Annotated in this window: 23 protein-coding genes and 9 pseudogenes; 14 read left to right on the forward strand and 18 right to left on the reverse strand. The window is 38.7% G+C overall.

The features are described from left to right. Positions 1 to 64: 64 nt before the first annotated feature. Positions 65 to 1,390: an ISNCY family transposase gene (locus J655_RS23465; RefSeq protein ID WP_001280604.1), complete on the forward strand. Its 1,326-nt coding sequence runs from the start codon at positions 65 to 67 to the stop codon at positions 1,388 to 1,390. Between the two features lie 199 nt (positions 1,391 to 1,589). Here J655_RS23465 and J655_RS25445 read toward each other — a convergent pair. The 4 genes and pseudogenes from J655_RS25445 to J655_RS25230 all read right to left on the reverse strand — a co-directional run. Then, a pseudogene (locus J655_RS25445) lies at positions 1,590 to 1,957 on the reverse strand (plasmid replication DNA-binding protein); the annotation flags it as partial. A gap of 27 nt (positions 1,958 to 1,984) precedes the next feature. Then, the gene (locus tag J655_RS25225) at positions 1,985 to 2,209 is read right to left on the reverse strand and encodes a hypothetical protein (protein ID WP_131202340.1); all 225 of its coding nucleotides are present in this window, start codon (positions 2,207 to 2,209) and stop codon (positions 1,985 to 1,987) included. Between the two features lie 149 nt (positions 2,210 to 2,358). Then, a pseudogene (locus J655_RS25450) lies at positions 2,359 to 2,454 on the reverse strand (DNA-binding protein); the annotation flags it as partial. Next, positions 2,452 to 2,622 (reverse strand): annotated as a pseudogene (locus tag J655_RS25230) (IS3 family transposase); the annotation flags it as partial. The pseudogenes J655_RS25450 and J655_RS25230, both read right to left, overlap by 3 nt. A 165-nt stretch (positions 2,623 to 2,787) precedes the next feature. Between J655_RS25230 and J655_RS24960 the strand changes: the two are divergent. Continuing rightward, positions 2,788 to 2,991: pseudogene (locus tag J655_RS24960) on the forward strand (LysR substrate-binding domain-containing protein); the annotation flags it as partial. A gap of 14 nt (positions 2,992 to 3,005) precedes the next feature. Here the strand turns inward: J655_RS24960 and J655_RS23475 are convergent. From J655_RS23475 to J655_RS24975, 8 genes and pseudogenes are all read right to left on the reverse strand, one after another. Next, positions 3,006 to 4,022 (reverse strand): zinc-dependent alcohol dehydrogenase family protein, encoded by a 1,017-nt coding sequence (locus tag J655_RS23475; protein WP_004882755.1) that lies wholly within the window; start codon positions 4,020 to 4,022, stop codon positions 3,006 to 3,008. After that, the gene (locus J655_RS23480; protein WP_032053351.1) at positions 4,012 to 5,007 is read right to left on the reverse strand and encodes a zinc-dependent alcohol dehydrogenase family protein; all 996 of its coding nucleotides are present in this window, start codon (positions 5,005 to 5,007) and stop codon (positions 4,012 to 4,014) included. The genes J655_RS23475 and J655_RS23480 overlap by 11 nt, the downstream gene beginning before the upstream one ends. A gap of 368 nt (positions 5,008 to 5,375) precedes the next feature. Then, positions 5,376 to 6,126: pseudogene (locus tag J655_RS25235) on the reverse strand (IS5 family transposase). A 144-nt stretch (positions 6,127 to 6,270) separates the two neighbouring features. Further along, entirely contained in the window at positions 6,271 to 7,185 is a 915-nt protein-coding gene (yddG, locus tag J655_RS23490) for an aromatic amino acid DMT transporter YddG (RefSeq protein WP_000925801.1), read from the reverse strand. Between the two features lie 12 nt (positions 7,186 to 7,197). Beyond that, the gene (locus J655_RS23495; protein ID WP_000794338.1) at positions 7,198 to 8,490 is read right to left on the reverse strand and encodes an MFS transporter; all 1,293 of its coding nucleotides are present in this window, start codon (positions 8,488 to 8,490) and stop codon (positions 7,198 to 7,200) included. A 57-nt stretch (positions 8,491 to 8,547) separates the two neighbouring features. Next, the gene (locus J655_RS23500; RefSeq protein WP_001094922.1) at positions 8,548 to 9,786 is read right to left on the reverse strand and encodes a M24 family metallopeptidase; all 1,239 of its coding nucleotides are present in this window, start codon (positions 9,784 to 9,786) and stop codon (positions 8,548 to 8,550) included. 116 nt (positions 9,787 to 9,902) lie between these two features. Continuing rightward, positions 9,903 to 10,862: a GlxA family transcriptional regulator gene (locus J655_RS23505; RefSeq protein WP_000941153.1), complete on the reverse strand. Its 960-nt coding sequence runs from the start codon at positions 10,860 to 10,862 to the stop codon at positions 9,903 to 9,905. 173 nt (positions 10,863 to 11,035) lie between these two features. Continuing rightward, positions 11,036 to 11,603 (reverse strand): annotated as a pseudogene (locus J655_RS24975) (IS3 family transposase); the annotation flags it as partial. A gap of 87 nt (positions 11,604 to 11,690) precedes the next feature. Between J655_RS24975 and J655_RS23515 the strand changes: the two are divergent. From J655_RS23515 to J655_RS23530, 4 genes are all read left to right on the forward strand, one after another. Continuing rightward, the gene (locus tag J655_RS23515) at positions 11,691 to 11,966 is read left to right on the forward strand and encodes a metal/formaldehyde-sensitive transcriptional repressor (RefSeq protein ID WP_001133624.1); all 276 of its coding nucleotides are present in this window, start codon (positions 11,691 to 11,693) and stop codon (positions 11,964 to 11,966) included. Positions 11,967 to 11,987: 21 nt separating this feature from the next. Beyond that, the gene (locus J655_RS23520; protein ID WP_000842149.1) at positions 11,988 to 13,100 is read left to right on the forward strand and encodes an S-(hydroxymethyl)glutathione dehydrogenase/class III alcohol dehydrogenase; all 1,113 of its coding nucleotides are present in this window, start codon (positions 11,988 to 11,990) and stop codon (positions 13,098 to 13,100) included. A gap of 228 nt (positions 13,101 to 13,328) precedes the next feature. Beyond that, entirely contained in the window at positions 13,329 to 14,159 is an 831-nt protein-coding gene (gene fghA, locus J655_RS23525) for an S-formylglutathione hydrolase (RefSeq protein WP_000402512.1), read from the forward strand. 334 nt (positions 14,160 to 14,493) lie between these two features. Next, complete coding sequence (locus J655_RS23530) at positions 14,494 to 14,796, forward strand: putative quinol monooxygenase (RefSeq protein WP_000920558.1); 303 nt, start codon at positions 14,494 to 14,496, stop codon at positions 14,794 to 14,796. 85 nt (positions 14,797 to 14,881) lie between these two features. Here the strand turns inward: J655_RS23530 and J655_RS25845 are convergent. Then, a pseudogene (locus J655_RS25845) lies at positions 14,882 to 15,211 on the reverse strand (IS3 family transposase); the annotation flags it as partial. A gap of 183 nt (positions 15,212 to 15,394) precedes the next feature. Here J655_RS25845 and J655_RS23535 point away from each other — a divergent pair. The 3 genes from J655_RS23535 to J655_RS23545 all read left to right on the forward strand — a co-directional run bounded on the left by J655_RS23535 (position 15,395) and on the right by J655_RS23545 (position 18,651). Continuing rightward, positions 15,395 to 16,552, forward strand: a complete 1,158-nt coding sequence (locus J655_RS23535; protein WP_000931665.1) for an iron-containing alcohol dehydrogenase — start codon at positions 15,395 to 15,397, stop codon at positions 16,550 to 16,552. A gap of 90 nt (positions 16,553 to 16,642) precedes the next feature. After that, complete coding sequence (locus J655_RS23540) at positions 16,643 to 17,320, forward strand: type 1 glutamine amidotransferase domain-containing protein (RefSeq protein WP_000697978.1); 678 nt, start codon at positions 16,643 to 16,645, stop codon at positions 17,318 to 17,320. Between the two features lie 203 nt (positions 17,321 to 17,523). Next, positions 17,524 to 18,651 (forward strand): alkene reductase, encoded by a 1,128-nt coding sequence (locus J655_RS23545; protein WP_000647817.1) that lies wholly within the window; start codon positions 17,524 to 17,526, stop codon positions 18,649 to 18,651. Positions 18,652 to 18,735: 84 nt separating this feature from the next. On the opposite strand, the gene J655_RS23550 is transcribed toward J655_RS23545, so the two are convergent. Both J655_RS23550 and J655_RS23555 read right to left on the reverse strand, forming a co-directional pair. Then, the gene (locus J655_RS23550) at positions 18,736 to 18,966 is read right to left on the reverse strand and encodes a hypothetical protein (protein ID WP_001087973.1); all 231 of its coding nucleotides are present in this window, start codon (positions 18,964 to 18,966) and stop codon (positions 18,736 to 18,738) included. A gap of 111 nt (positions 18,967 to 19,077) precedes the next feature. Next, positions 19,078 to 19,686, reverse strand: coding sequence for a TetR/AcrR family transcriptional regulator (locus J655_RS23555; RefSeq protein ID WP_000804054.1), 609 nt, complete (start codon positions 19,684 to 19,686; stop codon positions 19,078 to 19,080). 143 nt (positions 19,687 to 19,829) lie between these two features. Here J655_RS23555 and J655_RS23560 point away from each other — a divergent pair, with 143 nt between their 5' ends. Together J655_RS23560 and J655_RS23565 are read left to right on the forward strand one after the other, a co-directional pair. Further along, on the forward strand, positions 19,830 to 20,849 hold the full coding sequence (locus J655_RS23560; RefSeq protein ID WP_001261184.1) for an NADP-dependent oxidoreductase: 1,020 nt from the start codon (positions 19,830 to 19,832) through the stop codon (positions 20,847 to 20,849). Between the two features lie 16 nt (positions 20,850 to 20,865). Next, complete coding sequence (locus J655_RS23565; protein ID WP_000631287.1) at positions 20,866 to 21,504, forward strand: glutathione S-transferase family protein; 639 nt, start codon at positions 20,866 to 20,868, stop codon at positions 21,502 to 21,504. Positions 21,505 to 21,915: 411 nt separating this feature from the next. Here the strand turns inward: J655_RS23565 and J655_RS23570 are convergent, their stop codons facing one another. Beyond that, complete coding sequence (locus tag J655_RS23570) at positions 21,916 to 22,347, reverse strand: PPC domain-containing protein (protein WP_000684951.1); 432 nt, start codon at positions 22,345 to 22,347, stop codon at positions 21,916 to 21,918. 299 nt (positions 22,348 to 22,646) lie between these two features. Here J655_RS23570 and J655_RS23575 point away from each other — a divergent pair, with 299 nt between their 5' ends. Next, a complete protein-coding gene (locus tag J655_RS23575) occupies positions 22,647 to 23,846 on the forward strand; it encodes a tyrosine-type recombinase/integrase (RefSeq protein ID WP_000059636.1) in 1,200 nt (399 codons plus the stop codon). A gap of 33 nt (positions 23,847 to 23,879) precedes the next feature. Next, positions 23,880 to 24,101 (forward strand): annotated as a pseudogene (locus J655_RS25455) (antitoxin HicB). A 275-nt stretch (positions 24,102 to 24,376) separates the two neighbouring features. On the opposite strand, the gene J655_RS23580 reads toward J655_RS25455, so the two are convergent. Beyond that, the gene (locus J655_RS23580) at positions 24,377 to 24,628 is read right to left on the reverse strand and encodes a hypothetical protein (protein WP_000937271.1); all 252 of its coding nucleotides are present in this window, start codon (positions 24,626 to 24,628) and stop codon (positions 24,377 to 24,379) included. A 194-nt stretch (positions 24,629 to 24,822) separates the two neighbouring features. Here J655_RS23580 and J655_RS23585 point away from each other — a divergent pair, with 194 nt between their 5' ends. Beyond that, on the forward strand, positions 24,823 to 25,044 hold the full coding sequence (locus J655_RS23585; protein WP_000627021.1) for a helix-turn-helix domain-containing protein: 222 nt from the start codon (positions 24,823 to 24,825) through the stop codon (positions 25,042 to 25,044). A 545-nt stretch (positions 25,045 to 25,589) separates the two neighbouring features. Here the strand turns inward: J655_RS23585 and J655_RS0104915 are convergent. Beyond that, positions 25,590 to 25,981 (reverse strand): annotated as a pseudogene (locus J655_RS0104915) (IS5-like element ISAba13 family transposase); the annotation flags it as partial.

Below are 25,981 nucleotides of genomic sequence, written 5' to 3' on the forward strand. Positions count from 1 at the left end.
TGTCCGCTTTTAGAATATGCACTTTTGCAATTTCCTTAGCGGACGGTTTGATATGTTGGTGTCTATGTCGGATAAAGAACTTAAACGATTGTCGGTCTTGCAGGAAATCTGTGATCAACGCATAACCCAGTCCCAAGCTGCTCAGCTACTTCATATTTCAGAGCGTCAGATCAGGCGTTTATTGCAAAAATACAAAGCTCAAGGCCCAGCTGCATTAGCCCATGCCGGTCGTGGTCAAATCAGCAATTCCAGGCTTCCTGAAGAGCTCAGACTCAAGTGCCTCAATATTGTTTCTGATCAACTGCATGGTTTCGGACCCACTTTAGCGCATGAAAAGCTCACCACCGTTCATGGCTTTGATATTTCAGTGGAAACACTGCGTTCCTGGATGATTGCAGCCGATTTATGGACTCCTCGTGCCAAGCGTCTGAAACGCCCGTATCAGCCTCGTTATAACCGGGACTGTTATGGTGAACTGATCCAAATCGATGGCTCACACCATGACTGGTTTGAAGGTCGAGCCCCTAAATGCTGTCTGCTGGTATTTATCGATGATGCCACAGGCAAATTACAGCATTTACGCTTCTGTAAGTCAGAATCAACCTTTGACTATATGATTTCAACACGTTTGTATGTTGAGCAGCATGGTAAGCCTTTAGCCTTCTACAGCGATAAACATTCAGTCTTCAGGGTGAATCAAAGCAGTAAGAAAGACACCAAGATTACCCAGTTTGGGCGCGTACTCAGCACCCTGAATATCGATATTATCTTCGCTAATTCACCACAGGCCAAAGGCCGTGTAGAACGAGCCAATAGAACGCTTCAGGACCGTCTGATCAAAGAAATGCGTCTGGAAGGCATCAGTTCGATTGCCGAAGCCAATGCCTGGCTACCCTGCTTCATTGAGCAGTTCAATCAGAAGTTTGCCAAGATGGCCTTTAATCCCAAGGATCTACACCGGACTGTCACTGAAACAGCCGAAGAATTAGATGATTTTTTTACCTGGCGTGAACCCCGCAGAGTCACGAATAGCCTGACGATCACTTATGATAAGTGCGTATATCTCTTGGAAAAAACGGAAGAAAACCAAAGATTGATTGGCAAGTATCTTGAGTTTCTGGAATACCCGAATAGTACAGTCGCGATTGAATATCAGGGAAGAAAAATCAATTACAGCATCTTCGATAAATTAAGTCAGCTCAACCAGCGAGAGATTGTTGAAAATAAACGTTTGGGTTCTGTATTAGCCCATATTCAACAGCAGCATGAAGAACTAGAACAACAAAATAAACGCAATCGTTCTCAAAAGATGCCAAGCAGACGTGCACAGAAAACAGTAATCAAAGAACGAAATCTGAATCCTGTGCTTGACTTGGAAATGTCGGTATAGGACATTTCTATTTGGTTTTAAGGTAGGACATTTCTACTTAGGAATAACAGCGTTATAATTCTCTTGAAAATTCAACGCTGTAGTTTCTTTTTTGCCCAACCTCCCCAAGGTGGGCTTTTTTTTTATGATTTTTCACGTTCCACGCCTATTATTTAAGCAATGTTCCACAACTTTGTTCATATCAGTTAAACAATCGTGGTTAATCATAGGGTCTAAAAAAACGGCTCCAAAACCCTCTTTTCTCAGGCTCTGGTTCAATGTGATCCGGCACCGGAATCCGCTTATTTTCTGTCTGCTCCGGGGTAGTCAATCCGTCATATTTCGGCTCAAGTTCTGACCGAGGATATGTTGCTATATCCGGGTCTGGTTTCTGATCGGTAAACGTAGTCATATTGGATTGTGGAGGCTTCATTTCAATGAGGGTCAGCAGTGTATCTATGCGAGCGTTTGCCTTGGCTTCACGATCTTCGGCTTTTTCTAACTGCTTTTTTAAAAAATCGATTTGGCTTTGAGTTCTACAACTGTTTTATCTGTGTATTCAGGTATATTTTGATTTTGTATTGAAGAATACAATATGTGTATTCTTCAATACACTCAAGCTTTAAAGCCTAGGTTCTTTAGAGGGGGTAAGAAGTGCTTTTGTTGTATTGGATCTCTCAGCATTTCTTTGATTTTTGCTGCTAGGCTATCATAGCTCTCATTACCATTTGCTAAGTTTGAAAATTCAGGTAGTCGTGAAAGCTGATTGCCAAACATATTGAGCTGAGCCATTAAAGAATGACCGGACGCATGACGGTCAGGTTGTTGTATGCACGTCAAATAGCCGCTTTACGAAGCAGTGCTTCTCATCGGATGGCTTTGAAATCAAGTGCTGGAATAGCGAGAAAGTACGGGTAACTTTCTCTTTTTCAAGAAGAATGTACGATCAAGTCTGAACTAATACAAATAAGCCCAAGTGAACAATCAAATCAGCGATACGGCTTAAAGAATCGGCTCCCAAAGCCTCTTTTTTCCGGTTCAGGCTGTACGTGTTCAGGAATAGGAATTCGCTTATTCTCGATTACCCAGTTTAGTGTCGCAAGTTGTACATCTGCTAAACCTTGCCAATCTGCTTTTAAATATTCAATCACCTCTGTTTTGTATAAGCCATTCACCGTTTCAGCCAAAGCAATATCATATGAATCACCAGTCGTACCGACTGATGGTCGTAAATTTGCTGCCTCTAAACGATGACATTGTTGTCAAAATGCAGGGTACTGGTGGCTCCCCTTAGGGGCATAATTTGTTGAAGCCTAGGTTACTACTAAAAAATTAAAAAAACATTAAAAAATAGTAGCTTAGAGCTCCCATTTTTATGTTAGCTTTCTAAGTCTCTATGTTAATTTGAAGAATACTTCCTCGCTGGAGTTGGATTCGGACACATGCCTGGATTTCTAGTTTTGCCGTGGCTTAGGAGTGGTAAGCTCATTCAGATATTTCATGAGGAAACCTCTCCTGTTTGGCGCCTGTATTTATATCGTCCACAGCGGGGCCCGACACCTTTGCGAATCCGAGCATTGTTTGATTACTTAGTGGAAGTGCTGGGCCATATAGAAACCTGAATCAGATAAGACCATCATGTATCTAGAGTAACTACAATTTTTCCTATTTGCTGATTTGATTCAAGATAGCGCTGAGCGTCATGCATGTCCTCAAAGTTAAAGCAACGGTCGATCACTGGACGAAGATATCCTGCACCTATACTGCTAAGAATAAATCGTCTGGCTTGCTCCCTTAGAACAGGGTCATGCAGAACCTCAAGGAACAAAAAACCTCGCATGGTTAAGCTCTTGCGTAATGCAACTTTAAGGGGAAATGGTGTGATCTCCTGGCTAAGTGCACCATGCATAACCATCGTTCCTCCCACAGACATCGCTTTGGCAATCTGTTCAATATGTGGCCCTCCTACAGCATCGAAGGCGACATCAAGATATTCTCCACCCAAACGTGAAACAAGCGCCTCATACAAATCTGGTTCATCTTCACTGGCTATAACATTTTTAACACCGAGATCCAGTAAACGTTGCTTTTTCTCTATCGTTTGTGTACTTGCAATGACCTTAGCACCCGCTGCTTCAGCGATCTGTATCGCAGCTAGTCCTACGCTACTTGAAGCTGCTGTGATCAAGATCGTTTTGCCTTTCGAAACTCCACCAGCATGGATTACACCACCCCAAGCCGTTAAATACTGCATCCAGATTGAAGAAGCTTCTTGCCAGCTTAAACCATCGGGTTTGTGAACTAAAAAAGTTTCTGGAATCAGAAGTTTGTCCGCATATGTCCCATATTTGGCTAGATTGTCAGTCGGAAGAATCGATACTGCATCTCCTGGAGAAAATTGGCGTACACCTTCACCTATCGCAAGAACTATGCCTGCTCCCTCATATCCCAGACGAGAAGGGAATACTGCCTTTTGAATATAAGTACCACGCCGAAACATTACATCAGCCCGGTTAAGTCCGATCGTTTTCATCTGGATTAGAACTTCTCCTGCTGCTGGCAAAGCAACAGGAAGTGTTTCTAATGTCAGAACATCTGTATCTCCAATACTATTGAAGCGCCAAGTCTTGGCTTGAAGTGCGTTAAATGACATCAATCACGACCTTAATATTGGCAGAGCGATCTTGAACAGCATCATGAGCCTCAATCGCTTGGTCTAGAGTAAAATGACGAGGATCAACAATAGGACGCAGTTTACCTTCCTCAACGAGACGAGTCGCGATCTTAAGGATATCACCATGATGAGCACGGCGATTGCCTGTTAACATCGGCATTAGGACGAATACGCCAGACACTGTGGCACACCGTAGAGATGAATTCGCTAAATTATGATTACCAAATGCAGCACAGCTGGTAATGTGGCCATAGTGAGTTGTCATGGAAAGTGATGCTTCGAGTACTGGACCACCCACAGTGTCGTAAACAATGTTAAAACCTTGACCCTCAGGGCTTGCAGCAATAATGTCATCGGAAGATGCTGTTGTGTAATCGAGAGGTGTTGCACCGAGTTCTGAAATCAGTGATTGATCAGCTGTACGACCAGTCGCCCAAACATTTGCATCAAGTGCTTTTGCAAGCTGAACAACCATATAACCAACGCCACCAGCACCACCCTGGACCAGTACAGTTTGCCCTGGTTGGACCTTCGCATTATCCACTAAACCTTCCCAAGCGGTAAGGAACGTTAATGGTAGTACTGCTGCCTCGCGCATAGAGATATTGCGTGGCTTTAATGCAATCAGATCAGCATCTGCTACAACATATTCTGCTAAAGATCCTTGAAGACCACGAACGCCACCAATCAGACCGTAAACTTCATCTCCAACGTTGAAGTGGGTGACACCTTCACCAACAGCAGTTACACCCCCAGCCATATCTGTTCCCAACACGGCAGGAAGCTCTGGCATAGCATATGGTGCTTCACCAAGACGAATTTTATAATCAATAGGGTTTACACCACCAGCATGAATACGTACTAGAACTTGCCCAGCCTCTGGTTGAGGTATAGGGAGTTCTACACGTGTAAATTCATGATCACCAAAATTTTCTAAGATAAGAGCATTCATCATCTTATTCATAGTTGTTCCTTATTTTTAACTGGAGGGATGATGTGCACAGTACCAAAGTAAATTAATCCAATAAATGATATTTATAGGATTTAATAATTCCTAAATAATTAATAATATGCCTCTTGCGTTATTGAAAATTTAATCAGTAGATCTCTTGCATAAATCAACGAATGATCAATTCATTGATTTTTGAACTAATAAGTGGGGTATTTTCGTTTATTAGGGCTTACACATTGACGGATTCAAAAAAGTATAAAAATAAGCTCAAGGAACACGTTTTTTATTGATTGATAAAGATTATCAAGGGTTAAAACGATTAAATATTCCTGACTTAATGCCATTTAAAGCAAGTCAGAAAAGGCCATTAGGGCGTGTCCTCATTTGGCTTTGCACCAAATTAACATGCAAGCAATGTAAATCATAGACTGATAATTTCGTGCAAGTTTATCAAATCGCGTCGCTATCGCTCGGAAATGTTTTAATCTAGCAAAGGCATTTTCAACTAAATGCCTTAAGCGATATAAATACGGATCCTATTCTTTATTTTATATCTTACTGTTTGATTTAATTGGGAAAATCGGCACAATATTTTGCTTTTTTGCCAACGTCCTAATTTTTTCCGAATCATAGCCTTTATCTGCAATCAGATAATTTGCTGGATCAATCTCACCAATCAACTGCTCCGCAACTTGGCTGTCATGGACTTCACCTCCAGTGATTTTAAAATCAATCGGCAATCCATTCGCGTCGGTTGCCAGATGGATTTTTGTGGTTCTTTCACCTCTAGACTGTCCAATTGCTCGCTCGAAACCATGCCGAGCTCTACTTGCATGCTGATGCGTGCGTATGTAGCTTTCGTCAATGAATACCCATTCTTGATCCAATACGCCTCGTAGTTTAAAAAAATTTATCCCATAAGCCCTTGCTTGCCCAACGATTAAAACGGTTATATGCTATTTCCCAAAGACAAAATTTTTCAGGAACATCACGCCATGTTGCACCTGTACGTAATTTCCATAAGATGGCTTCCATGATATTTCTACTGTTCTTTGAACAATAACAACCATGAAATTGCATCGTAGACTGGATTTGTTGCCAAATATCATCGGTGAGTAGAGTTCGTGCCATTGAGAAATATACAAATAAAAAGAGATTAAATTATTCTTTTAAACCCTTAAAACCAATTTTTCAAATGAGGACACGCCCTAATAGATAAACAGTTGCAATATCTTGACTTCGTTTAAAGTGTAGTATGTTAATTTTAGTATAACTCTAAATAATTTGTTTCTTTCGAGTCGCTAACCAACACAAAACTGCTCCTGCTGTCACCATTGCAACACCTTGCCAAAAGATAAAAGATAAGGACGTACTTAGAATTAATGCTGCAAACAAAGCAGATAACACGGGAATAAAATAAGAAGCTCCAGCCATTAACGTCATGTTCCCTGAAATAATTCCAATATTCCAAGCACCATATCCCAAACCTAAAGCACCAGCTGCCATAACTAGCGTGACTGTATTGTTATAAGTGAAATTAAGAGCTGACCCACTCATGAGAAGGTATTTGATCCATAGTACAACTGCAGTCAAGACAAAAAATATAGTGACTAGATTTTTACCCTGAGACGTTTTTACTGTCACAGAACAATATGCAGCCCACAAAATAGCAGCAGCAAAAGCTAAACCATAACTAAGAGGATTAGCTTTTAAATTAGTCAATATCTGAAAAAAATCAAATCCAGTATTTCCTCCTAATACCCAACAAATTCCAACTAAAGCGAATATGCAGCCAGGAATAATTAAAATATTGGCCTTAACGTTGTTAAAAATAATTGCGAATAGTAGAGTAAATGTTGGCCATAGATAATTAATCATGCCAACTTCGATTGCTTGTCTACTGTTTTGCGCATAGCCAATAGAAAGGGCAAAACATAATTCATAAGCAACAAATAAAAGGCTTCCCCACCATAAATAGGATTTTGGGATGGTAGAAAACTTAGGCATACCAATCATGAAAACTAAAATTATGGATGCGACACTGTAAATTAGAGCAGCACCAGCTACAGCTCCAAAGCTCTCACTAACACTCCGCATTAAGCCTACATTTGTACTCCAAAATATGACAGCTGTAAGACCAATTAAAGTCGATATATTTCTATTGAGTGCAGGGAGAGCATTTAAAAGCATAACCTATTCCTTTTAAGCCTTAGCATTGATTAAACGATGTGATTTCCTTTCTAGTAAAGCCATACTTGCAAAAATTGCAACTATAACTAATAAGACACTAGGTGCTAAGGTATTAGCTGTTTGTTGAATTAACCAGGTTGCAACGAAAGGAACTGTTCCACCTAACAGTGCATTAGCAGTATTAAAACTAAAGGCAAAACCGGTATAGCGCACTTGTATAGGGAATTGTTCTGTTAAATATGCAGGTAAGCTACCATCGTTCATTGCTAGTAATGTGCAAAACACGAGCTGAATGATTACCATTTCAACAAAACTGGCGGTTGAAAGTAAGTAAAACAAGGGTACAGTCAGTGCGATAAAGCTTAGACCTGCCCAAAGCAACATTTTCTTACGCCCAATTCGGTCTGAATATTTGCCCATCAAAAAAACTATAGCAATATAAAATAGCAATGAAATTGACCCTGATATAAAGGCTTGCGTTTTATTTACACCCAACTCTGTAGCTAAATAATTTGGCATATAACTAAAAATAAGATAGAACGCGGTAGCATTTAAAGATGCAACTGCAAATGCTTTAAAAAGTGCTGGTTGATACTGGGTAAATAAGGCTTTGATTGGAAAATTTTCTTTGTTGCTATTTTTTTGATGTTCTAAAAACTCTGGAGTTTCTTCTAACTTTACACGGATATAATACCCGATTAAACCTAATGGTGCTGCCAATAAAAATGGAATTCTCCAACCATATTCGTGTAAAAACTCCTCTGACATGAACGCGAACATCGCCGCTGCCATTAAAGAGCCGAGTAGTAAACCCGTTGCAGTACTTGCAGGAACTAAACTGGTATAAAGTCCTCTTTTTTCCTTAGGGGCGTATTCTGCAAGAAAATTTGCTGCACCAGCATATTCACCTGAAGCAGAGAAGCCTTGGATCATCCGGAATATTAGTAACATAATCGGTGCAAAAATTCCGATACTTTGATAATTTGGTAACAGTGCAATACATAGCGTAGCCAGTGTCATTAATATAATCGACCAAGATAGTGCATTTTTTCGACCAAATTTATCCCCAACATGCCCCCAAAAAATACCCCCTAATGGACGAAAAATAAATGAGATTGCAAAGATCGCATATGTAGCCATTAATGCGGTTAAAGGATCACTTTTCGGAAAAAAAACCACTGCAATCACTGTTGCCAAAAAACCATATGCAGCATAATCAAACCACTCTACAAAATTACCAATAAAACTGGCGCTAGCAACACGTCTTAGCGTATTTTTTTGCTCTATTTGATGGTTGTTTTTCATTCTATTTACTCCTAATTAAATAGGCACTCATTTTCAGAGTGCCTATTTAAAATCTTTTTATTTGATAATGTTATGTTCTGGACCATATGGAAATTTGGTAATATTTTCATTTCCTGATTCTGTAACGACCAAGATATCATGTTCACGGTAACCACCAGCCCCAGCCATACCTTGCGGAATCATAATCATAGGTTCCATTGAAATCACCATGCCTGGTTCTATCACCGTATCAATATCTTCACGTAATTCTAAACCAGCTTCACGACCGTAATAATGTGATAACACACCAAAGGAATGTCCATAACCAAATGTGCGGTACTGCAATAAACCTTCTTCATAGAAAATTTCATTTAACTCTTTAGCAATATCACTGCAACGTGCACCTGGGCGAATGAGTTTTAAGCCAGCTTCATGCACCTTGACATTCGCTTCCCAAATACGTAATGAAGCGTCATCACAGTGATCAAAGAATTGGGTACGCTCTAAAGCTGTATAATAACCAGCAATCATAGAAAAGCAGTTTAAACTTAAAATGTCGCCTTTTTGGACTTGGCGGGTTGTAACAGGATTATGTGCACCATCCGTATTAATGCCGGATTGAAACCAAGTCCACGTATCCATGAGTTCAGAGTTTGGAAAACGTTTGGCAATTTCGCGTACCATGGATTGAGTAGAGGCTAAAGCTACTTCATGCTCTGGCACACCTTCACGAATCGCTGCAGTCACTGCAAAACCACCAATATCACATACTGCAGCACCTTGGGTGATATGTGCAATTTCTTCAGCAGATTTAATCATGCGTAGCTTCATGCATGCGGCACTAATATCGACAAACTGCACATTCGGTAAAACTGCTTTTAACTTGTTTAAACGTTCTACAGGTAAATGATCAAACTCAATTCCTACACGGCCTTTATTTGGAATTTCTTGTGCAACCGCTTTAAAATAGTTATCACGCTGCCAGTCGGTATAAACCACGTTATAGTCACCAACCGTACGACGCCAAGGTTGCCCAGCATCAATATTTGCTGAAATTGTCACCACTTTTTCTGGGCCAACCACCAGACCGTAGAAACGCCCAAATGAACAATATATAAAGTCCGCATAATAGTTAATGTTATGGATTGAACTAAATAGAATATGGTCAATTTCTAGCTCTTCCATGAGTTGGCGTAACTTGCTTTGTCTATTTTGATATTCAGATAATGAAAATGTTGCAGAAACTTTTTCACCATTTTCAATGGTTAATAATGATGGTAGTTGTGAAGCAGCAAAATTATTTACTAAGGTATTCATATATTTTCCTAGATCAATGTCATGTAATCAATGAGCTAAGCTTATGCAGAATATGAATAGAGATTTTTGCTAAAAGCGTCAAAAAGTTGTCAAAAACCGACAAGACTAAAAAAACACTAATGAGCAAAATCTAGGATGTTACGTTCAAATTTGGGGGAATAGTTAAAAAAAGCTTTATAGGCTTTAGTAAAACTAGATACATTACAAAAACCACATGCCAAAGCAATATTTGAAATGTTTAACGTAGACTGTTTAAGTAGATTCTGTGCATAGGTAAGTCTTAGTTTTAAATAATATTCTTTTGGGGCCAATTGTAGATTCATTTTAAACAAGCGCTCTAAAGTACGCGGTTGAATTTTTACATGCTGTGCAATTTCAGCAATAGTTAAAGGCTCATTAATATTATTTTCCATTAAGCGCAATACTTCTTGAATCGGAAAATCAAGTTTTTTCTTATGTTCAGCAATGGGTTGATGTTGAATTTCATTGCTCTCACGTACTTGATGAACAATAAATTGTTCACAGATTCTTTTAGCAATATTTGGATAGTGTATTTCAACAAGTGCCAAGCCTAAATCAATCGCGGCAAGCCCACCAGAACAGGTAAAACGATTCGCATCAATGGTAAAAATATGTGGGGTAAACTGTACTAATGGAAATTCTTCTTGTGCAGCTAAGGTATTTTCCCAATGAAGACTAGCACGAAAGCCATTTAGTAAATCGGCTTTCGCTAATACATAAGCGCCTGTACATAAACCACCTAAAGCAATTTTTTGTTGATCTAACCTATATAAAAAATTCTTTAAGCGTACTGTCATATTTTTATAAAGTTGAAAACCACCACAAATAAAAACTATATCCATGTTCAGTAAATGTGACAAAACACAGGTATGTTGTATTTGAAGACCATTGCTTGCGCAGCTATGATGACCATCTAAACCTGTTACATTCCATTGGTATAAATTGTCTTCTGTAACATAATTAGCCATACGCAAGACTTCAACCATGTTTGAGAAAGCAATCATTGAAAAGTTATCGAGTAATAAAAAACCAATACGCTTAGAGTTTTGTAACATAAATTTAATGTACTTCACTTTTTCAATATTTTTTATAAAGCAATTTTGAGACCACAATTTTGATTTTTTCAGATTTAAAAGTCACTTTTGTCTTTATTTCCATGAGGCTTTGTTGCATAAAGCCTTTGATAGTAGTGAACCGTACTGGGTTTGTCGGAGGCTTTTTATTTAAGTTATGCCACCTGAACTAATGGGTTAATTTTATTATAATACATTGCTTCAAACTCAAAAGGCGATACATAACCCAGTGCACTGTGTACACGCTTTTTATTGAACCAATCTACCCAATTTCATATCGCAAGTTGTACATCTGCTTTTAAATATTCAATCACCTAAGTTTTGTATAAGCCATTCACCGTTTCAGCCAAAGCATTATCATATGAATCACCAATTGTACCGACTGATGCTCGTAAATTTGCAGCTTCTAAACGATTGCTATAGCGAATAGAAAGATATTGAACACCTCTATCTGAATGATGAATCACATTCTTAGGCATACCTCGATCGTGCAATGCTGCTCCAATTCATCGAGCACCATATCTGTATTCATCCGTGTTGATACTTTTCATCCAACAATTGCGTGTGAGAACACATCAATAATAAGGGCGGTATAGACCCAGCCTGAATGAGTTTGAATATACGTAAAGTCACTCACCTGAGAAGCACTGCTTCGCAAGGGTCAGAATGATCAGCACTAAAATTACGTTTCACCAAGTCAACTGCCCGTTTTGAGTCATCTCGTACAAATCCTTTTCGATTTATAAAAAATATTGCTTTTTTTATACTATGGGGTACTATAGTATTAATGCTAGCAAGTAAGGAGGTCTGATGCCTAATCAGGTTGAAGACAAAAAAAAGATTCTTCTACGCGTCAGAAAGATCAAAGGTCAGACGCAAGCGATTGAAAAAGCGTTAGAAGACAATGTGGAATGTGGTGCAATTCTGCAACAAATATGCTCTGTGCGTGGTGCTATTAATGGTTTAATGAATGAGATGTTAGAGGTTCATTTAAAGGACACTTTAGTATCAGGTGAAACCACAGAACAACAACGAAAAGAAGAATTGGCTGAAATCGCCAAGATTCTAAAATCATATTTAAAATAGATCTGTATAAGGAATTATTCCATGAAGTCACGTGCTGCTGTTGCGTTTGGTCCTGGTCAACCTCTTCAAATTGTTGAGGTCGATGTTGCACCACCGAAGAAAGGTGAAGTATTAATCAAGATCTCCCATACCGGTGTGTGTCATACAGACGCATTTACTTTGTCTGGCGATGATCCTGAAGGTGTTTTTCCGGCTATTCTCGGGCATGAAGGTGCTGGTGTCGTAGTTGAGGTTGGTGAAGGCGTGACTAGCGTCAAACCAGGTGATCATGTAATTCCACTTTACACCGCTGAATGTGGCGAGTGCGTATTCTGTAAATCTGGAAAATCGAACTTGTGTATTTCCGTTCGCGAAACTCAAGGTAGAGGCGTAATGCCAGATGGTACCACTCGTTTTTCCTACAATGGTCAACCGATTTACCACTATATGGGCTGCTCAACGTTCAGTGAATACACTGTAGTGGCAGAAGTATCATTGGCTAAAATCAATCCTGAAGCCAATCACGAACATGTCTGCTTACTGGGTTGTGGGGTAACAACGGGTATCGGTGCAGTACATAACACGGCTAAAGTACAAGAAGGTGATAGTGTTGCGGTCTTTGGTTTAGGTGGTATTGGTCTAGCAGTCGTACAAGCCGCACGTCAAGCTAAAGCAGGACGTATCATTGTGGTTGACATGAATCCAGATAAATTTGCGCTGGCAAAAGAGTTTGGTGCAACGGACTTCTTGAATCCTAAAGACTACGATAAACCAATCCAGCAAGTCATTGTCGAAATGACTGGCTGGGGTGTAGATCATTCATTTGAATGTATTGGCAACGTGAATGTAATGCGTGCAGCCCTTGAAAGTGCACACCGTGGCTGGGGACAATCCGTAATTATTGGTGTAGCTGGCGCAGGTCAAGAAATCTCTACCCGTCCATTCCAACTAGTTACTGGTCGTAAATGGTTAGGTTCTGCTTTTGGTGGCGTAAAAGGTCGCACGCAACTTCCAGGAATGGTTGAAGATGCCATGAAAGGTAAAATTCAATTAGAACCATTTGTGACACACACCATGGGCTTGGATCAGATCAATGAAGCCTTTGATCTAATGCATGAAGGTAAGTCAATTCGTACTGTAATTCATTACGAATAATTCCGTCAGACCTTATAGTTTTCCATGCATGTGAATCATGATTGACATGCATGGAATCCTCTAAAACGGCACATTATCTGTTAAACAGATCTATCTGTGTAGGCATCGTGTATAGGTTCAATAAACCTGCCTACATTTTAAATCTTTATCACTATTCTCTGTGGAGAATGTCAGACTCTTTGTTTACTCGATCTCTCATGAAGTCTTGCTCAACATAGGTAATTGATTATGGAAATAATTGAGAAACATGCTTCTTTTGGTGGATCGCAAGAAGTGTATCGCCATCAGTCAATAGTATTAAACTGTTCAATGAAATTCTCAATATATCTGCCACCTCATGATAAAGATGAGCGGTTGCCAGTTTTATATTGGTTATCAGGACTAACTTGCAACGAACAGAACTTTATTACTAAAGCCGGAGCACAAAAGTATGCGGCTGAACATAAAGTCATTATTGTTGCACCAGATACCAGCCCACGTGGAGAGGATGTACCAGATCATGCAGATTATGATTTAGGCCAAGGCGCAGGATTCTATGTGAATGCAACACAAGCACCCTGGTCACAGCATTTCAAAATGTATGATTATATTGTGGAAGAGCTGAGAAATCTGATTGACCTGAATTTTCCGACCAATCAAGTCCAAAGCATTATGGGGCATAGCATGGGTGGTCATGGTGCATTAGTAATTGGGTTAAAAAATCCTGAGCTGTATAAAAGTATTTCTGCTTTTGCACCAATTGTTGCACCTAGCCAAGTACCTTGGGGGAAAAAGGCTTTTACACACTACCTAGGTGAAACCGAAACTTTATGGAAAAGCTATGATGCGATTGAATTAATCAAAAACGCTGAAGTTCATTTACCTATTTTAGTCGATCAAGGAACAGCTGATGATTTTCTTGAAGAACAGTTAAGGCCTAAGCTTCTTAGTGATATTTGTTTGGAACAAGAATATCCTCTTACACTTAACCTAAGAGAAGGGTATGACCATAGCTATTACTTCATTGCGAGCTTTATAGAGAAACATATAGAGTTTCACAGCAAATTCCTAGCTAAATAACTTTCATAGATATGAGGATGTACAATATTGTTCTTGAATGCTTCTTGAGCAATATAATTTCCAGATGAAGAGGTCAGCTTATAAATCTAAGGTAGAGTCAATTGATCCTTATATAAATAAGATTGAATTTAATCATCTCATATCTTGATTTTTTGATTCAAATGTTAATGATATTAACTTGAATAAATTCATAGCATTATGTCGAAATAAAAACCTAAATTTTGGCTCAGCTATGGGAATTTTTTTTAACTTTTATACAACAAAACTTTCTGACATGCATACATTAGCAATGTCAGATTCAGTTTGAATTCTAATCAATTATGGAGTTTTAGTCATGCTTAAAACAGCTTTATATGTCCGTCTTGAAGCTAAACCGGGTAAAGAAGACGAAGTGGAAGCTTTTCTTAAAGCCGGTTTACCTATTGTAATGGAAGAACCTGCGACAGTTGCGTGGTTTGGCCTTCGTCTTGGTCCTACAACATTTGGTATTTTTGATGCATTTCCTGATGAGGCGGGTCGCCAAGCGCATTTATCTGGCAAGGTTGCAGCTGCGTTGATGGCTCAGGCCGAAGAGCTATTTTCAGAGCCACCATCTATTGAAAAAGTAGATGTTTTGGCGAGTAAACTACCAGCTTAAACCTATGCTTAAATGTATGAGGGTGCTGTCTGAAATTTTGAATGTAAGGCAGCACTTCAACCCTATGATGTTTGTCAGAGGCTTTCTATTCAAGTTGGGCTACTTTATTTAATGGCTTAATCTCATCATTTACAAGGGTCAATATCCAAAACAGGGTAAATAAACGAATGCAACTATTTACACGCTTTATATTGAACCAATCTATCTAATTTACTGTCGCATTTGTACATCTGCTAAACCGTGCCAATCTGCTTTTAAAATATTTAATCATCGCTATTTTGTATGAGTCATTCACTGTTTTAGCCAATGCGTTCACGACCATGTCAGTAGTCATACGTGTTGATACCTTCCATCCAACAATCGCTCGTGAAAATACATCAATAATAAAAGTGGTATAGAACAAGCCTGAATTTGTTTAACCATAACTAAAGTCGGCAAGCTGAAATAATATTTATAAAAATAGACGACTGGTCTATTTTTATGTATAGTTAGCACATGGTGTAGTCAAAAGCCGCAGTGTTGCCCAATTTTTTAAAGTTTATTTGATGAATAACGGTGGTTTTTCAAATCAATTAACTGATTATCCTAGGATAAAAATATGCTGAATTTTAACTTTTATAATCCGACCCGTATTATTTTTGGTGGCGATACAATAGCTAAAATCAATGACTATGTGCCTACAGAAGCAAAAGTGTTAATGTTGTTTGGTGGTGAAAGTGCACGTAAGAATGGTACTTTAGCTGAAGTGCGTGAAGCATTAGGTGCAAGAGAAATTCATGAATTTGGCGGAATTGAGCCGAATCCGAGTTATGAAACCCTCATGAAAGCCGTAGAGCTGATTCGTGAACAAAAGATTGATTTCTTGATGGCTGTCGGTGGTGGATCGGTAATTGATGGTACTAAATTTATTGCAGCAGCAGTCAATTATACAGGGGATACATGGGAGATTTTAGAAACCCATGGTACTAAAATTACTCAAGCTTTGCCTTTTGCGAGTGTACTCACCCTTCCGGCAACTGGTTCAGAAATGAATAGCGGTGGGGTAGTCACCAGAAAATCGACCCAAGCCAAATTGTCATTTAGCAGTCCCCATGTTTTTCCGCAATTTTCCGTACTCGATCCGAATAAAACTTTTAGCTTGCCGACGCGCCAGTTAGCAAATGGCGTGGTCGATGCATTTATTCATGTCATGGAACAGTACTTAACTTACCCTGTCAATGCACAAGTACAAGATAGTTTTGCCGAAGGTCTATTGCAAACTCTGATTGAGATTGGACCGAAAATCTTGGACGATTCAGCAGATTATGACACGCGTGCGAATTTGATGTGGGCTGCTAGCATGGCACTGAATGGGCTAATTGGAGCTGGTGTACCACAAGATTGGTCAACCCATTTGATTGGACATGAGCTCACGGCTTTACATGGTATTGATCATGCTCGTACCTTGGCCATTGTGTTTCCGGCCAATCTACAAGTGCGTCGTCAAGAGAAGCGAGAAAAATTACTACAGTATGCAGCTCGTGTCTGGCAGATTGTCGAAGGTGATGAAGAACAACGTATTGATACTGTTATTGCTCGTACTCGAGCCTTCTTTGAGCAACTTGGATTGCCGACTCGTCTTAGCGATTATGGACTGGGGGAGACAGATATTGAGATCATCATTACGCAACTTAAATCACACAATCTTACACAGCTCGGCGAACATAAAACTGTTTCATTAGAGATCAGTCGCCAAATTCTCGAGACGAGCATCTAAGCTAAATGCACGTATCTGGCATCCTCACGCCACATGGTATGTGATCATTCAACAATGCTCCTCAATCCTGAAAATTATCGGAGAAATAACATGAAAATTTTAATCGTTTTAACCTCACATGATCAACTTGGCAATACTGGTAAGAAAACAGGTTTCTGGTTAGAGGAACTTGCTGCACCGTATTACACCTTTATTGACTCTGGTGCTGAAGTTACGCTGGCGTCGCCTCAAGGTGGACAGCCACCACTAGATCCTAAAAGTAATTTAGCCGATGCGCAAACTGAAACCACTCATCGTTTTGAAGCTGATCCAACTGCAATGCAAGCATTGGCACAGACGCATAAACTTAGCGAAATCTCTGTAGCTGATTATGATGCAGTGTTTTATCCAGGAGGGCATGGCCCATTGTGGGATTTAGCAGAAGATCCGATTTCAATTTCTCTGATTGAACAGGCGATTCAGTCTGGCAAACCTGTTGCAGCAGTGTGTCATGCCCCAGGTGTTCTTCGTCATGTGAAAGCGAATAATGGAGCGCCTTTAGTTAGCGGTAAATTAGTGACTGGTTTCACCAATACTGAGGAGGCCGCTGTAGGTTTGACTGAAATTGTACCATTTTTAGTCGAAGACATGCTTAAAGAAAACGGTGGTCATTATTCTAAAGTGGATGATTGGCAAGTATATGTTCAAGTAGATGGCTTGCTGGTTACTGGACAAAATCCAGCCTCTTCTGCTGCAACCGCTACAGCATTACTTCAATTGTTGAAATAAAGAGTAGCTAGTGTGTGTTCTGGTGCTTAGCAGTGAATAAAACTTCTGACTTTGAGCAACTGGCGCAATAAGCAAAATAACCCTCATTTAATGGTGAAGGGCCTGAGTGAATAGCTTTCCTTCCTTTATTTTTCTATATACAGGAAGGAAGGGTATTTTTTTAATTTAGATCAATTTAGTCATGATTACTTGGATACAATGAAATGAAAGCCAGCAAACTTTTTCAAAACTTAAGCTTAGGCCCTTATGTTTTGCAAAACCGTATTGTATTGCCACCATTAACGCGGTCGCGCAGTACTCAGCCAGGGAATATTCCAAATGAATTAATGGCAACCTATTATCAACAGCGTGCTGGGGCAGGATTTATGGTCACCGAAGGTACGCAAATCGAGCCACGTGGTCAAGGCTATGCTTGGACTCCTGGTATTTACAGCCCTGAACAGATTGCTGGATGGCGTAAAGTGACGGAAGCAGTGCATGCTAAAGGAGGCATTATTTTTGCACAACTTTGGCATGTTGGGCGTGTTTCACATACATCTTTGCAACCCGATCATGCATTACCGGTCGCGCCCTCGGCTATTAGGGCTGACAGCAATGTTAAAGTCTTTATTGAAACCGGGCCCAATGCAGGGGCCTTGGCTGATCCTTCAATGCCACGTGCTTTAGGCAATGCAGAAGTTAAAGAATTAGTGCAACTCTATGCTCAAGCAGCGCGTAATGCATTGGCTGCTGGTTTTGATGGGGTTGAAATTCATTGTGCAAATGGTTATTTGGTAAATCAATTTATCTCTGCACATAGTAACCACCGTGAAGATGAATATGGTGGATCACTAAACAATCGTTTGCGTTTTTTACGTGAAGTAGTACAGGCAGTTGCTGAGGTGGTTGGTGCAGATCGTTTAGGAGTGCGTTTTGCCCCACTATTTGAAAGTACAGAGGAAGATCGTGTGTACATGGGGTTGGTTGAAGATGATCCACATGTGACTTATATTGAAGCCATAAAAATACTTGAAGAAGTTGGGATTGCCTATCTATCTATTGCAGAAGCTGATTGGGATAATGCACCAGAACTTCCTCATGATTTTCGTAAAGATGTCAGAGACACTTTCAGTGGTCGGATTATTTATGCAGGTCGATATACGGCAGAAAGAGGGACTCGAATTTTAGAGGCAGGGCTGGCCGATTTAATTGCATTTGGACGCCCATTTATTGCGAATCCAGATTTACCCGATCGCATCGCCAATGGCTGGCCATTGAATGCAGTAGATGCAAGCACTATGTATGGTGGGACGGAAAAAGGCTATATTGATTATCTAGCTTACGCAGATTAATCTCGACTAAGTCAAGTTATTTTGCCAACCTTTGTGGTTGGCAAAATAAGGGCTTAGGATTGCTGTTGCCAGCACAATTTCTTGTTAAAACAAATTCTTAAAATTTTTTAGCTGTGTAATGAGCCAACCTGCCAGTGGGAAAGAAATCAGTTGCGTTACTGGCACTAATACTATGACTTCAATCAACACCATCATCGGGAAACTTTGATGCTGAGTAATTGGCTTTAATAAAGTGAGTACTAGTAATAGTGTGGGATATAAGCCTAAATATCCGACTAAAATACGAGTCATGAGGGCTTTAGAAGGAGAATTCATTGCGCGCTATACTCATTGATTGTAAATCGATTTAATAGCAATACATGAATAAGTAATCATTGGGTTGCTATCATAAACCATTAATTATCTTGTTGATATTTAATTTAATTTTTATGAATCTTCACTTTTTAATAGAAATTTAGTTGCTCTCAGAGCTTGATGTAATGGCGTTTTATCTTTTTGCAACTTAGTCAGTAATGCTGCACCTAACCACATTTGGTAAAGTACTTGTGCCAACGTCGAGGCCTCAGTATCTGCTTGGATAGACTGATCCTGTTTTCCCAAATCAATTAAAGCAGCAATCCGTTGGATTACATCATCGACGCCAGCGGACATAATGGAGCGCATATCTTCAGATAGATCGGCAACTTCTGCGGCAAGTTTCACAATTAAACAGCTATCCGCCCAACCACACTGTGTTTCAGGATCTTCTATCCATAAATTAAAATACTCAATCAGCTTTTGATAAGGGGATTTATCACTACGCCATACATCATTTAAACGGACTTGGTAATTATCCACATAATGTTGTACCAATTCACATCCGAAAGCTTCCTTAGATTGGAAATAATGATAAAACGAGCCTTTAGGGATCTCACAGCTCTGTAAAATTTCCTGTAATCCTACACCAGTAAAACCTTTATGCAAAATCAGGTCTGAACTGGTGTTAAGAATGTGTAAGCGCTTCGCTTCAGACTTTTTAATAGGATTAGGCTTCATATTGATTATTTACTCTATTGTAAAAAATAGACCAGTCGTATTGTTTTTTATTATAACTCATCTACAATGGATGTAAAGAAATTTTAATCATAATTTTTGATTGTGAAGAGAAATACTTTTAAATAAAACATGGAGTTATATGTGTGAGAACAGTTATTAATCAACGCATCGTTTTAGCTAAACGGCCAGTGGGTGAGCCAAAACACAGCGATTTTCGTATTGAGCAAGTTGAGCTCAATGAACTTAAACAAGGTGAGATATTGTTAAAAACCATTTACTTGTCACTCGATCCTTATATGCGTGGTCGCATGAGTGATGCTCCTTCATATGCAGCACCGGTTGAAATTGGCGAAGTGATGGTCGGTGGAACAGTCAGTCAAGTAGTGGCCTCTAAAAACCCAAAATTCAAAGAAGGCGAGTGGGTTCTTTCCGGAAATGGCTGGCAGGGCTACGCAATTTCTAATGGGACTGCATGTCAAAGCTTAGGTATGCAACCCGAACATCCATCTTGGGCATTGGGTATTTTGGGAATGCCAGGATTTACTGCTTATATGGGCCTGTTGGACATTGGTCAGCCTAAAGCCGGTGAAACTTTAGTCGTTGCAGCTGCAATGGGACCTGTCGGTGCTACGGTTGGACAGATTGGCAAAATTAAAGGTTGTCGCGTGGTTGGCGTCGCAGGTGGGCCTGAAAAATGTCGTTATGCAGTAGAAGAACTAGGCTTCGATGCTTGTATCAATCATCATGATGAAAATTTTGCAGAACAATTACAACAAGCAGCTCCCAACGGTATTGATATTTATTATGAGAATGTGGGGGGTAAAGTATTTGATGCTGTATGGCCATTGCTTAACTCTGCGGCACGTGTACCGGTGTGTGGTGTGGTTTCCCAGTATAACGCTACCGAGCAAGCACAAGGGCCAGACCGTTTACCGGGCTTTATTTCCACCCTTTTAAAAAAGCGTATTCGCATGCAAGGCTTTATTATTTTTGATGATTATGGCAGTCAGTATCCGGAATTCTATCAGCAAATGTCTGAATGGTTGAAAGACGGAAAAATCAAATATAAAGAGCATATGGTGCAAGGTTTAGATAACACGATCAATGCTTTCAATGGTATGTTGAAAGGCGAAAACTTTGGCAAAGTCGTTGTAAAAATTTAAAAAAATAGGAATTATCATGATTACACTACATCATTTAGATCAATCACGTTCTTTTCGCATTTTGTGGTTACTTGAAGAAATCAAGCAGCCTTATGAGCTGAAACGCTATTATCGTGACTCAAACACGCATTTGGCCCCTGACTCTTTAAAAACCATCCATCCTTTAGGGAAATCTCCAGTATTGGAATGGGATGGCAAAGTTATTGCAGAGTCAGGCGCAATCGTTGAGTTATTAATTCAGAAACTTGCGCCGCATTTAGGACCAGATATGGATGAACCTACCTATGTCGATTATCTACAGTGGATTCATTTCTCAGAAAGCTCTGCCATGCTGCCATTTTTATTAAAAACGTTTAATGCGATAGAAACCAAGCAGGGCACGAAGTTGGTATTTCTAGAAAATTATACTCAAGTTGAGTTCGATAAAGTATTTGGCCATTTAAATGAATATTTAAAAGATAAAGAATTTCTAGTGGCAGACCGTTTAACCGGTGCTGACTTTATGATGGGCTTTGGGCTACATGCTTTAGTTTATCATATGGGACAAGGTGGAAATTATCCCCATATCCAACGTTATGTAGCAGGTTTAAGCCAACTACCTAGCTGGCAAGCCGCAGTACAAATTGAACAAAATGGTGTGAAAAGTCAAAAATAGCAAGATTGTTTTTTAAGGCAATTGAGAAAAAGAATCGTCATTGACAAGTACATCTAGTTATAAAATAAGCTGACACTTTTTTAAAGTAAACGCCTAATGAATTTCATCGGGCGTTCTCTATTTTAAAGATAAGGAATTACCATTATTTAAGACAAGTTTCGCCTATTCTTCCCCTTCAAATTCCTATCAAAAGAGTTTGAATATCACGACGGTTACGTTGAAAGATATATAATCAACTTTTGAAAGAAAGGTGACTAACGCACAGCAAGATTAAATTATTCCTTGGGGTATTAAACAAGTAATCTATATCATTTTAATAACATAAACACATATGCGTAAAAATCACGCCCCGCTTAACTGGCAATAGTTTTTGAACCCTCGTATAAAAGCTTAAAAGAATCTAGCAAGTCTTTATTTAATGTTAATACTCATCCAGTATTGAGGTTTTTTATCTTTTCTTGCCTGTGATCTAGGTTGTAATACTCTAATTTCATACTCACCTGAAGCAGGTAAAATATAAATACCATTATCATCAAGCTCTGGAGAATATTCTCCAATATTGATGGAGTCTTTTAATTGATTACCCCATAAGTAAGCTTCAACATTTCCTCCAGTCAACTTCACTTTTAACTTTTGCCCTTTTTTAGCATAAAATTTGTAGGAATCATACTTGTATCCCTCTATCCTTCCGTAATAATTTGCAGAGTAAGCTTTTTTTGCAAACTTAACTACAACAGTCTTTCGTATATCATTGTTATCATTTGCAAGTACGGCTGGGCTAAGCATAGTTAAAGTTAGGGCCATAAAAGCACCAGCTAGTAATTTCGTATTCGCTATTTTCATAAGGTTACCTTAATTCTTGTATCGCCCCTGACATAGTAACATAAGTAATAAGTAACCATGAATCATGGAACTGAACTGTGAATAGTCATAACATAGAGTTGCACTTCAAATGCTAATTTAAGACTTGCGAAATCAATGGTTAATTAATTGGTCACTAAGGAATAGCCAATCTAGATATAAACTTTATTTAACAAATACTTATAAAAATATGTGATGCGTAACATACGCATCATATATAAAGCGTTCTATTTTGATATAATTGATCCAATCAACCCCTTATTAGGTTTCATTTAAATTCCATGAGTCTTACTGATATTAAAGTTCGCCAAGCTCATTGCAAGGAAAAAACCTGTTTTTTATCCGATGAAGATGGGCTTAGCCTGAAGATTGAGCCGAGTGGAAGAAAATCTTGGTGCTATCGCTATACAGATCCACAAACTAAAAAACGTCGACGCATTCAGTTAGGTCTTTATCCTGATTTATCGCTGAAAAAGGCACGACAAGTCAGAGATGACTTTAAAGACAATAATTTCTGTTTTGAACATGATACTGCCTCTAATCTTATCACCTTTGGTAAGGTCGGGGAGGAGTGGTTACAGTTCAAACTGAAGAATGCCTTCAACGATCTACCCCGCTGTGGTGTACTACAGTTAGCAGAAAGATGCTTACAGCAAGATATTTATCCAGACCTTCAGGATTTACCTTTTCAAAACATCAAGCGCTATGACCTGGTTTCAGTAATCAAAAAAATAGAGGGACGCCAAGTAAAAGAACCTGTCAAAAAAGCTTGTAGTTATTTGAACCAAATTTATGACTACGCTGTAGCGATGGGTTATTGTGAGTTCAACATCGCTCATGGTTTAAATAAAATCACCATTAACAGCAAAATCAAGAAAAATTATCCGTATTTGAAAGCGGAGGAAATATCTGATTTTAAGAATAAATTACAAAAATTGGATGCCCATCCCATTATTAAAAAAGCACTGATGTTCAAATTACATACTGGCGTGAGAGGGGCCGAATTGTTATTGGCTGAGCCTCATCATTTTGATTTAAATGAAAAAATCTGGAAAATACCTGCCTTGCATATTAAACAGTTTCGACGAAAAGTTATATTAGGCCATGAGATTCCAGATTTTTTAGTTCCACTTTCAAATCAGGCTTTAGAGATTTTGAAAGACGTCATGCAGTGGTCATACGGTGAAAAATACCTTTTTGCTAGCCCTCGCAAACACAATCAACCGATTCATTTTAATACTCTAAATATGGCCATACGTAAGATGGGGTATGGCAAACATCAACTATCTTCTCATGGATTACGTTCTACTTTTAGTACCATTTTGAATGACTCAGGTTTGTTCCAAGATAATTGGATTGAGGCACAACTTTCACATATTGATAAGAACCGTACCCGTGCCAGCTATAATCACGCTGACTATTTAGCTCAACGGACTGAAATGATGCAGTGGTGGGGTGATTATTTAAGTACTAGTAAGTGAAAATCGTACTTTTATACATAAACTTAAAACATGATGGGGTGTCAAATGAATAGTAAACAATATACTTACCGTGTTAAATGGTCAGCTGAAGATAATGGGTATGTTGGGTTATGTGCTGAGTTTCCATCATTGTCTTAGCATGATGCGGATCAGTCTAAAGCATTCTCAGGAATAGAGGAGCTCGTTGCTGATATTGTCGCTGATATGATTAGCAATAATGAAAAAGTTCCTACACCACTCTCCGGAAAAATATAGTAGGCAATTTATTGTCCTTGTTCTCAGTGGTTCAACAATAACTTGCCCTCGAAGCTGCAGAACGTAGTGTGGGCATGAATCGTTTAGTATCAGTAAAAAGAGCTATGTAATTTTAGTCTTTACTAAAGTCTAGTAGGAGTGAGTGATAAAGCAGGAACAAGAATTTATGCTTCATATATTCTGTAAATCGTATGAATTTGAATTAATAGGTATTTTAAAAGAAAGTTTTCTTTGATTTAGTGTTTTTATATAAAAAAATAATTTTTAAAAATAACTTAGGCTAATTGATAAACACTATCTGGAAAGATTAAAAGAAAATATTTTTTAATTTCTGCTAATTCATTTAAGGCAGGTTCTCTTTCTAGCAGTTGAAATGTCCAAATAAGTACAGCCTGATGATTATCATAGCAAGTATTTACTCCAAGAAAATTAGCCAATCCATAACTTCTATTGATGTTCATTTCTTTAATTAATTGATTTCCTAAGTCACGAGCTTGCTGGCTGATTAATAACTCATTTGGTAACACGGCGGTCATCTCCACAAAAAAATCTAATGCAGGTTCAATCCTTATATTTAAAAAGTTATAATTTAATTGAAATGGATAAAATATACTTTCTATAAGTTGTAATAACCTGCTGTAGGTTAATTTTAGCAAAGTATTACTCAGGCAACAACTTCAAATAACCCACAGCAAGTTATTTTTTGTAAATTAATTTAAATATGATTACTTGTAAGTTATCTAGCCTCATGGGCGATAGAAAAATTTTAAAATTAAGTGAAGTGGTGCATGCGACAGGAATCAATCGTAATACGCTGACAAGTATGTATTATGACCGTGCTATACGTATCGAATTGCCAGTCGCTGATAAGTTATGTAAATACTTTAACTGTACGATGAATGATTTGTTTGAGTTTAAGGAAGAAGTTGAAGAAAAAGATTAACCAATACTTCTTTTGATAAGTTTTCTCTACAGGTCTAATACTGAACTTTATAAAATTTCATCGAAAACAGAGATTTACTTTATTATTTATATAAAAGAATCAATCGAATGATAGAGGTTTTTTTCTTATAACTTAATCAAGAAGAGGGCTAATGACCCACAATAGCGATAACTATTGTGGGTTTGTTCCATGTAATGCAAATTGCAGTACAAGGAATTTAAAATGACTTCACTGCTGATCTTACGTTGCCCTTGTACTTATTGCAAGATTTTTAGTCTTTTTACATGATTTTTCATTTAACCATTTAAATTTCTTCTTTTTATCATTTTGATAATTTTAAGTACCCGATCTTGACGTCATAGTGTTTGAGATCGAACGTTCGATAGATGTCCGCAATCCATCGAATAGCTGAACCTCATTTGAGGTTCGCAGAGAGTCCAATATATTTTAGCTCAAGGACTCTATGATTGCTTTGGGATTTCTAATTCTAAATGGCTTTGTTACACAAAGATTTAAAAGTTAAGACTTCTCATATCTACTCAAATTTAAGTGACAACTCGGGTATGTGGTCTGCCTAAGTCCGTAAATTTATTTAATACTGCCATACGTGCATGAATCTCATTGACTTGGCTTTGAAAATTTCTCGCACTGAGTTTATCCCCCAATAATTTGATGCAATGCATCTTGGTTTCAACCAAACTTCGCCGATGATAGCCTGACCATTTCTTCCAAATAGTTCTTCCTAAACGTTTAACTGTTCGAAGCAACTCATTGCGTTCTAGCGAGCCCATCTTTTTATCTTTCCATGGCTTCGCATTTTTTCTTGGTGGAATCACTGCATGTGCTTGCCGATCCGCAATGACCTGTCGGCACTGTTTGGTATCATAAGCTCCATCGGTATAGACGGAGTCAACTCTCTCATCTTGTGGAATCTGAT

This window comes from Acinetobacter sp. 1294243, assembly GCF_000588015.1.
GTDB classification, from domain to species: Bacteria; Pseudomonadota; Gammaproteobacteria; order Pseudomonadales; family Moraxellaceae; genus Acinetobacter; species Acinetobacter pittii.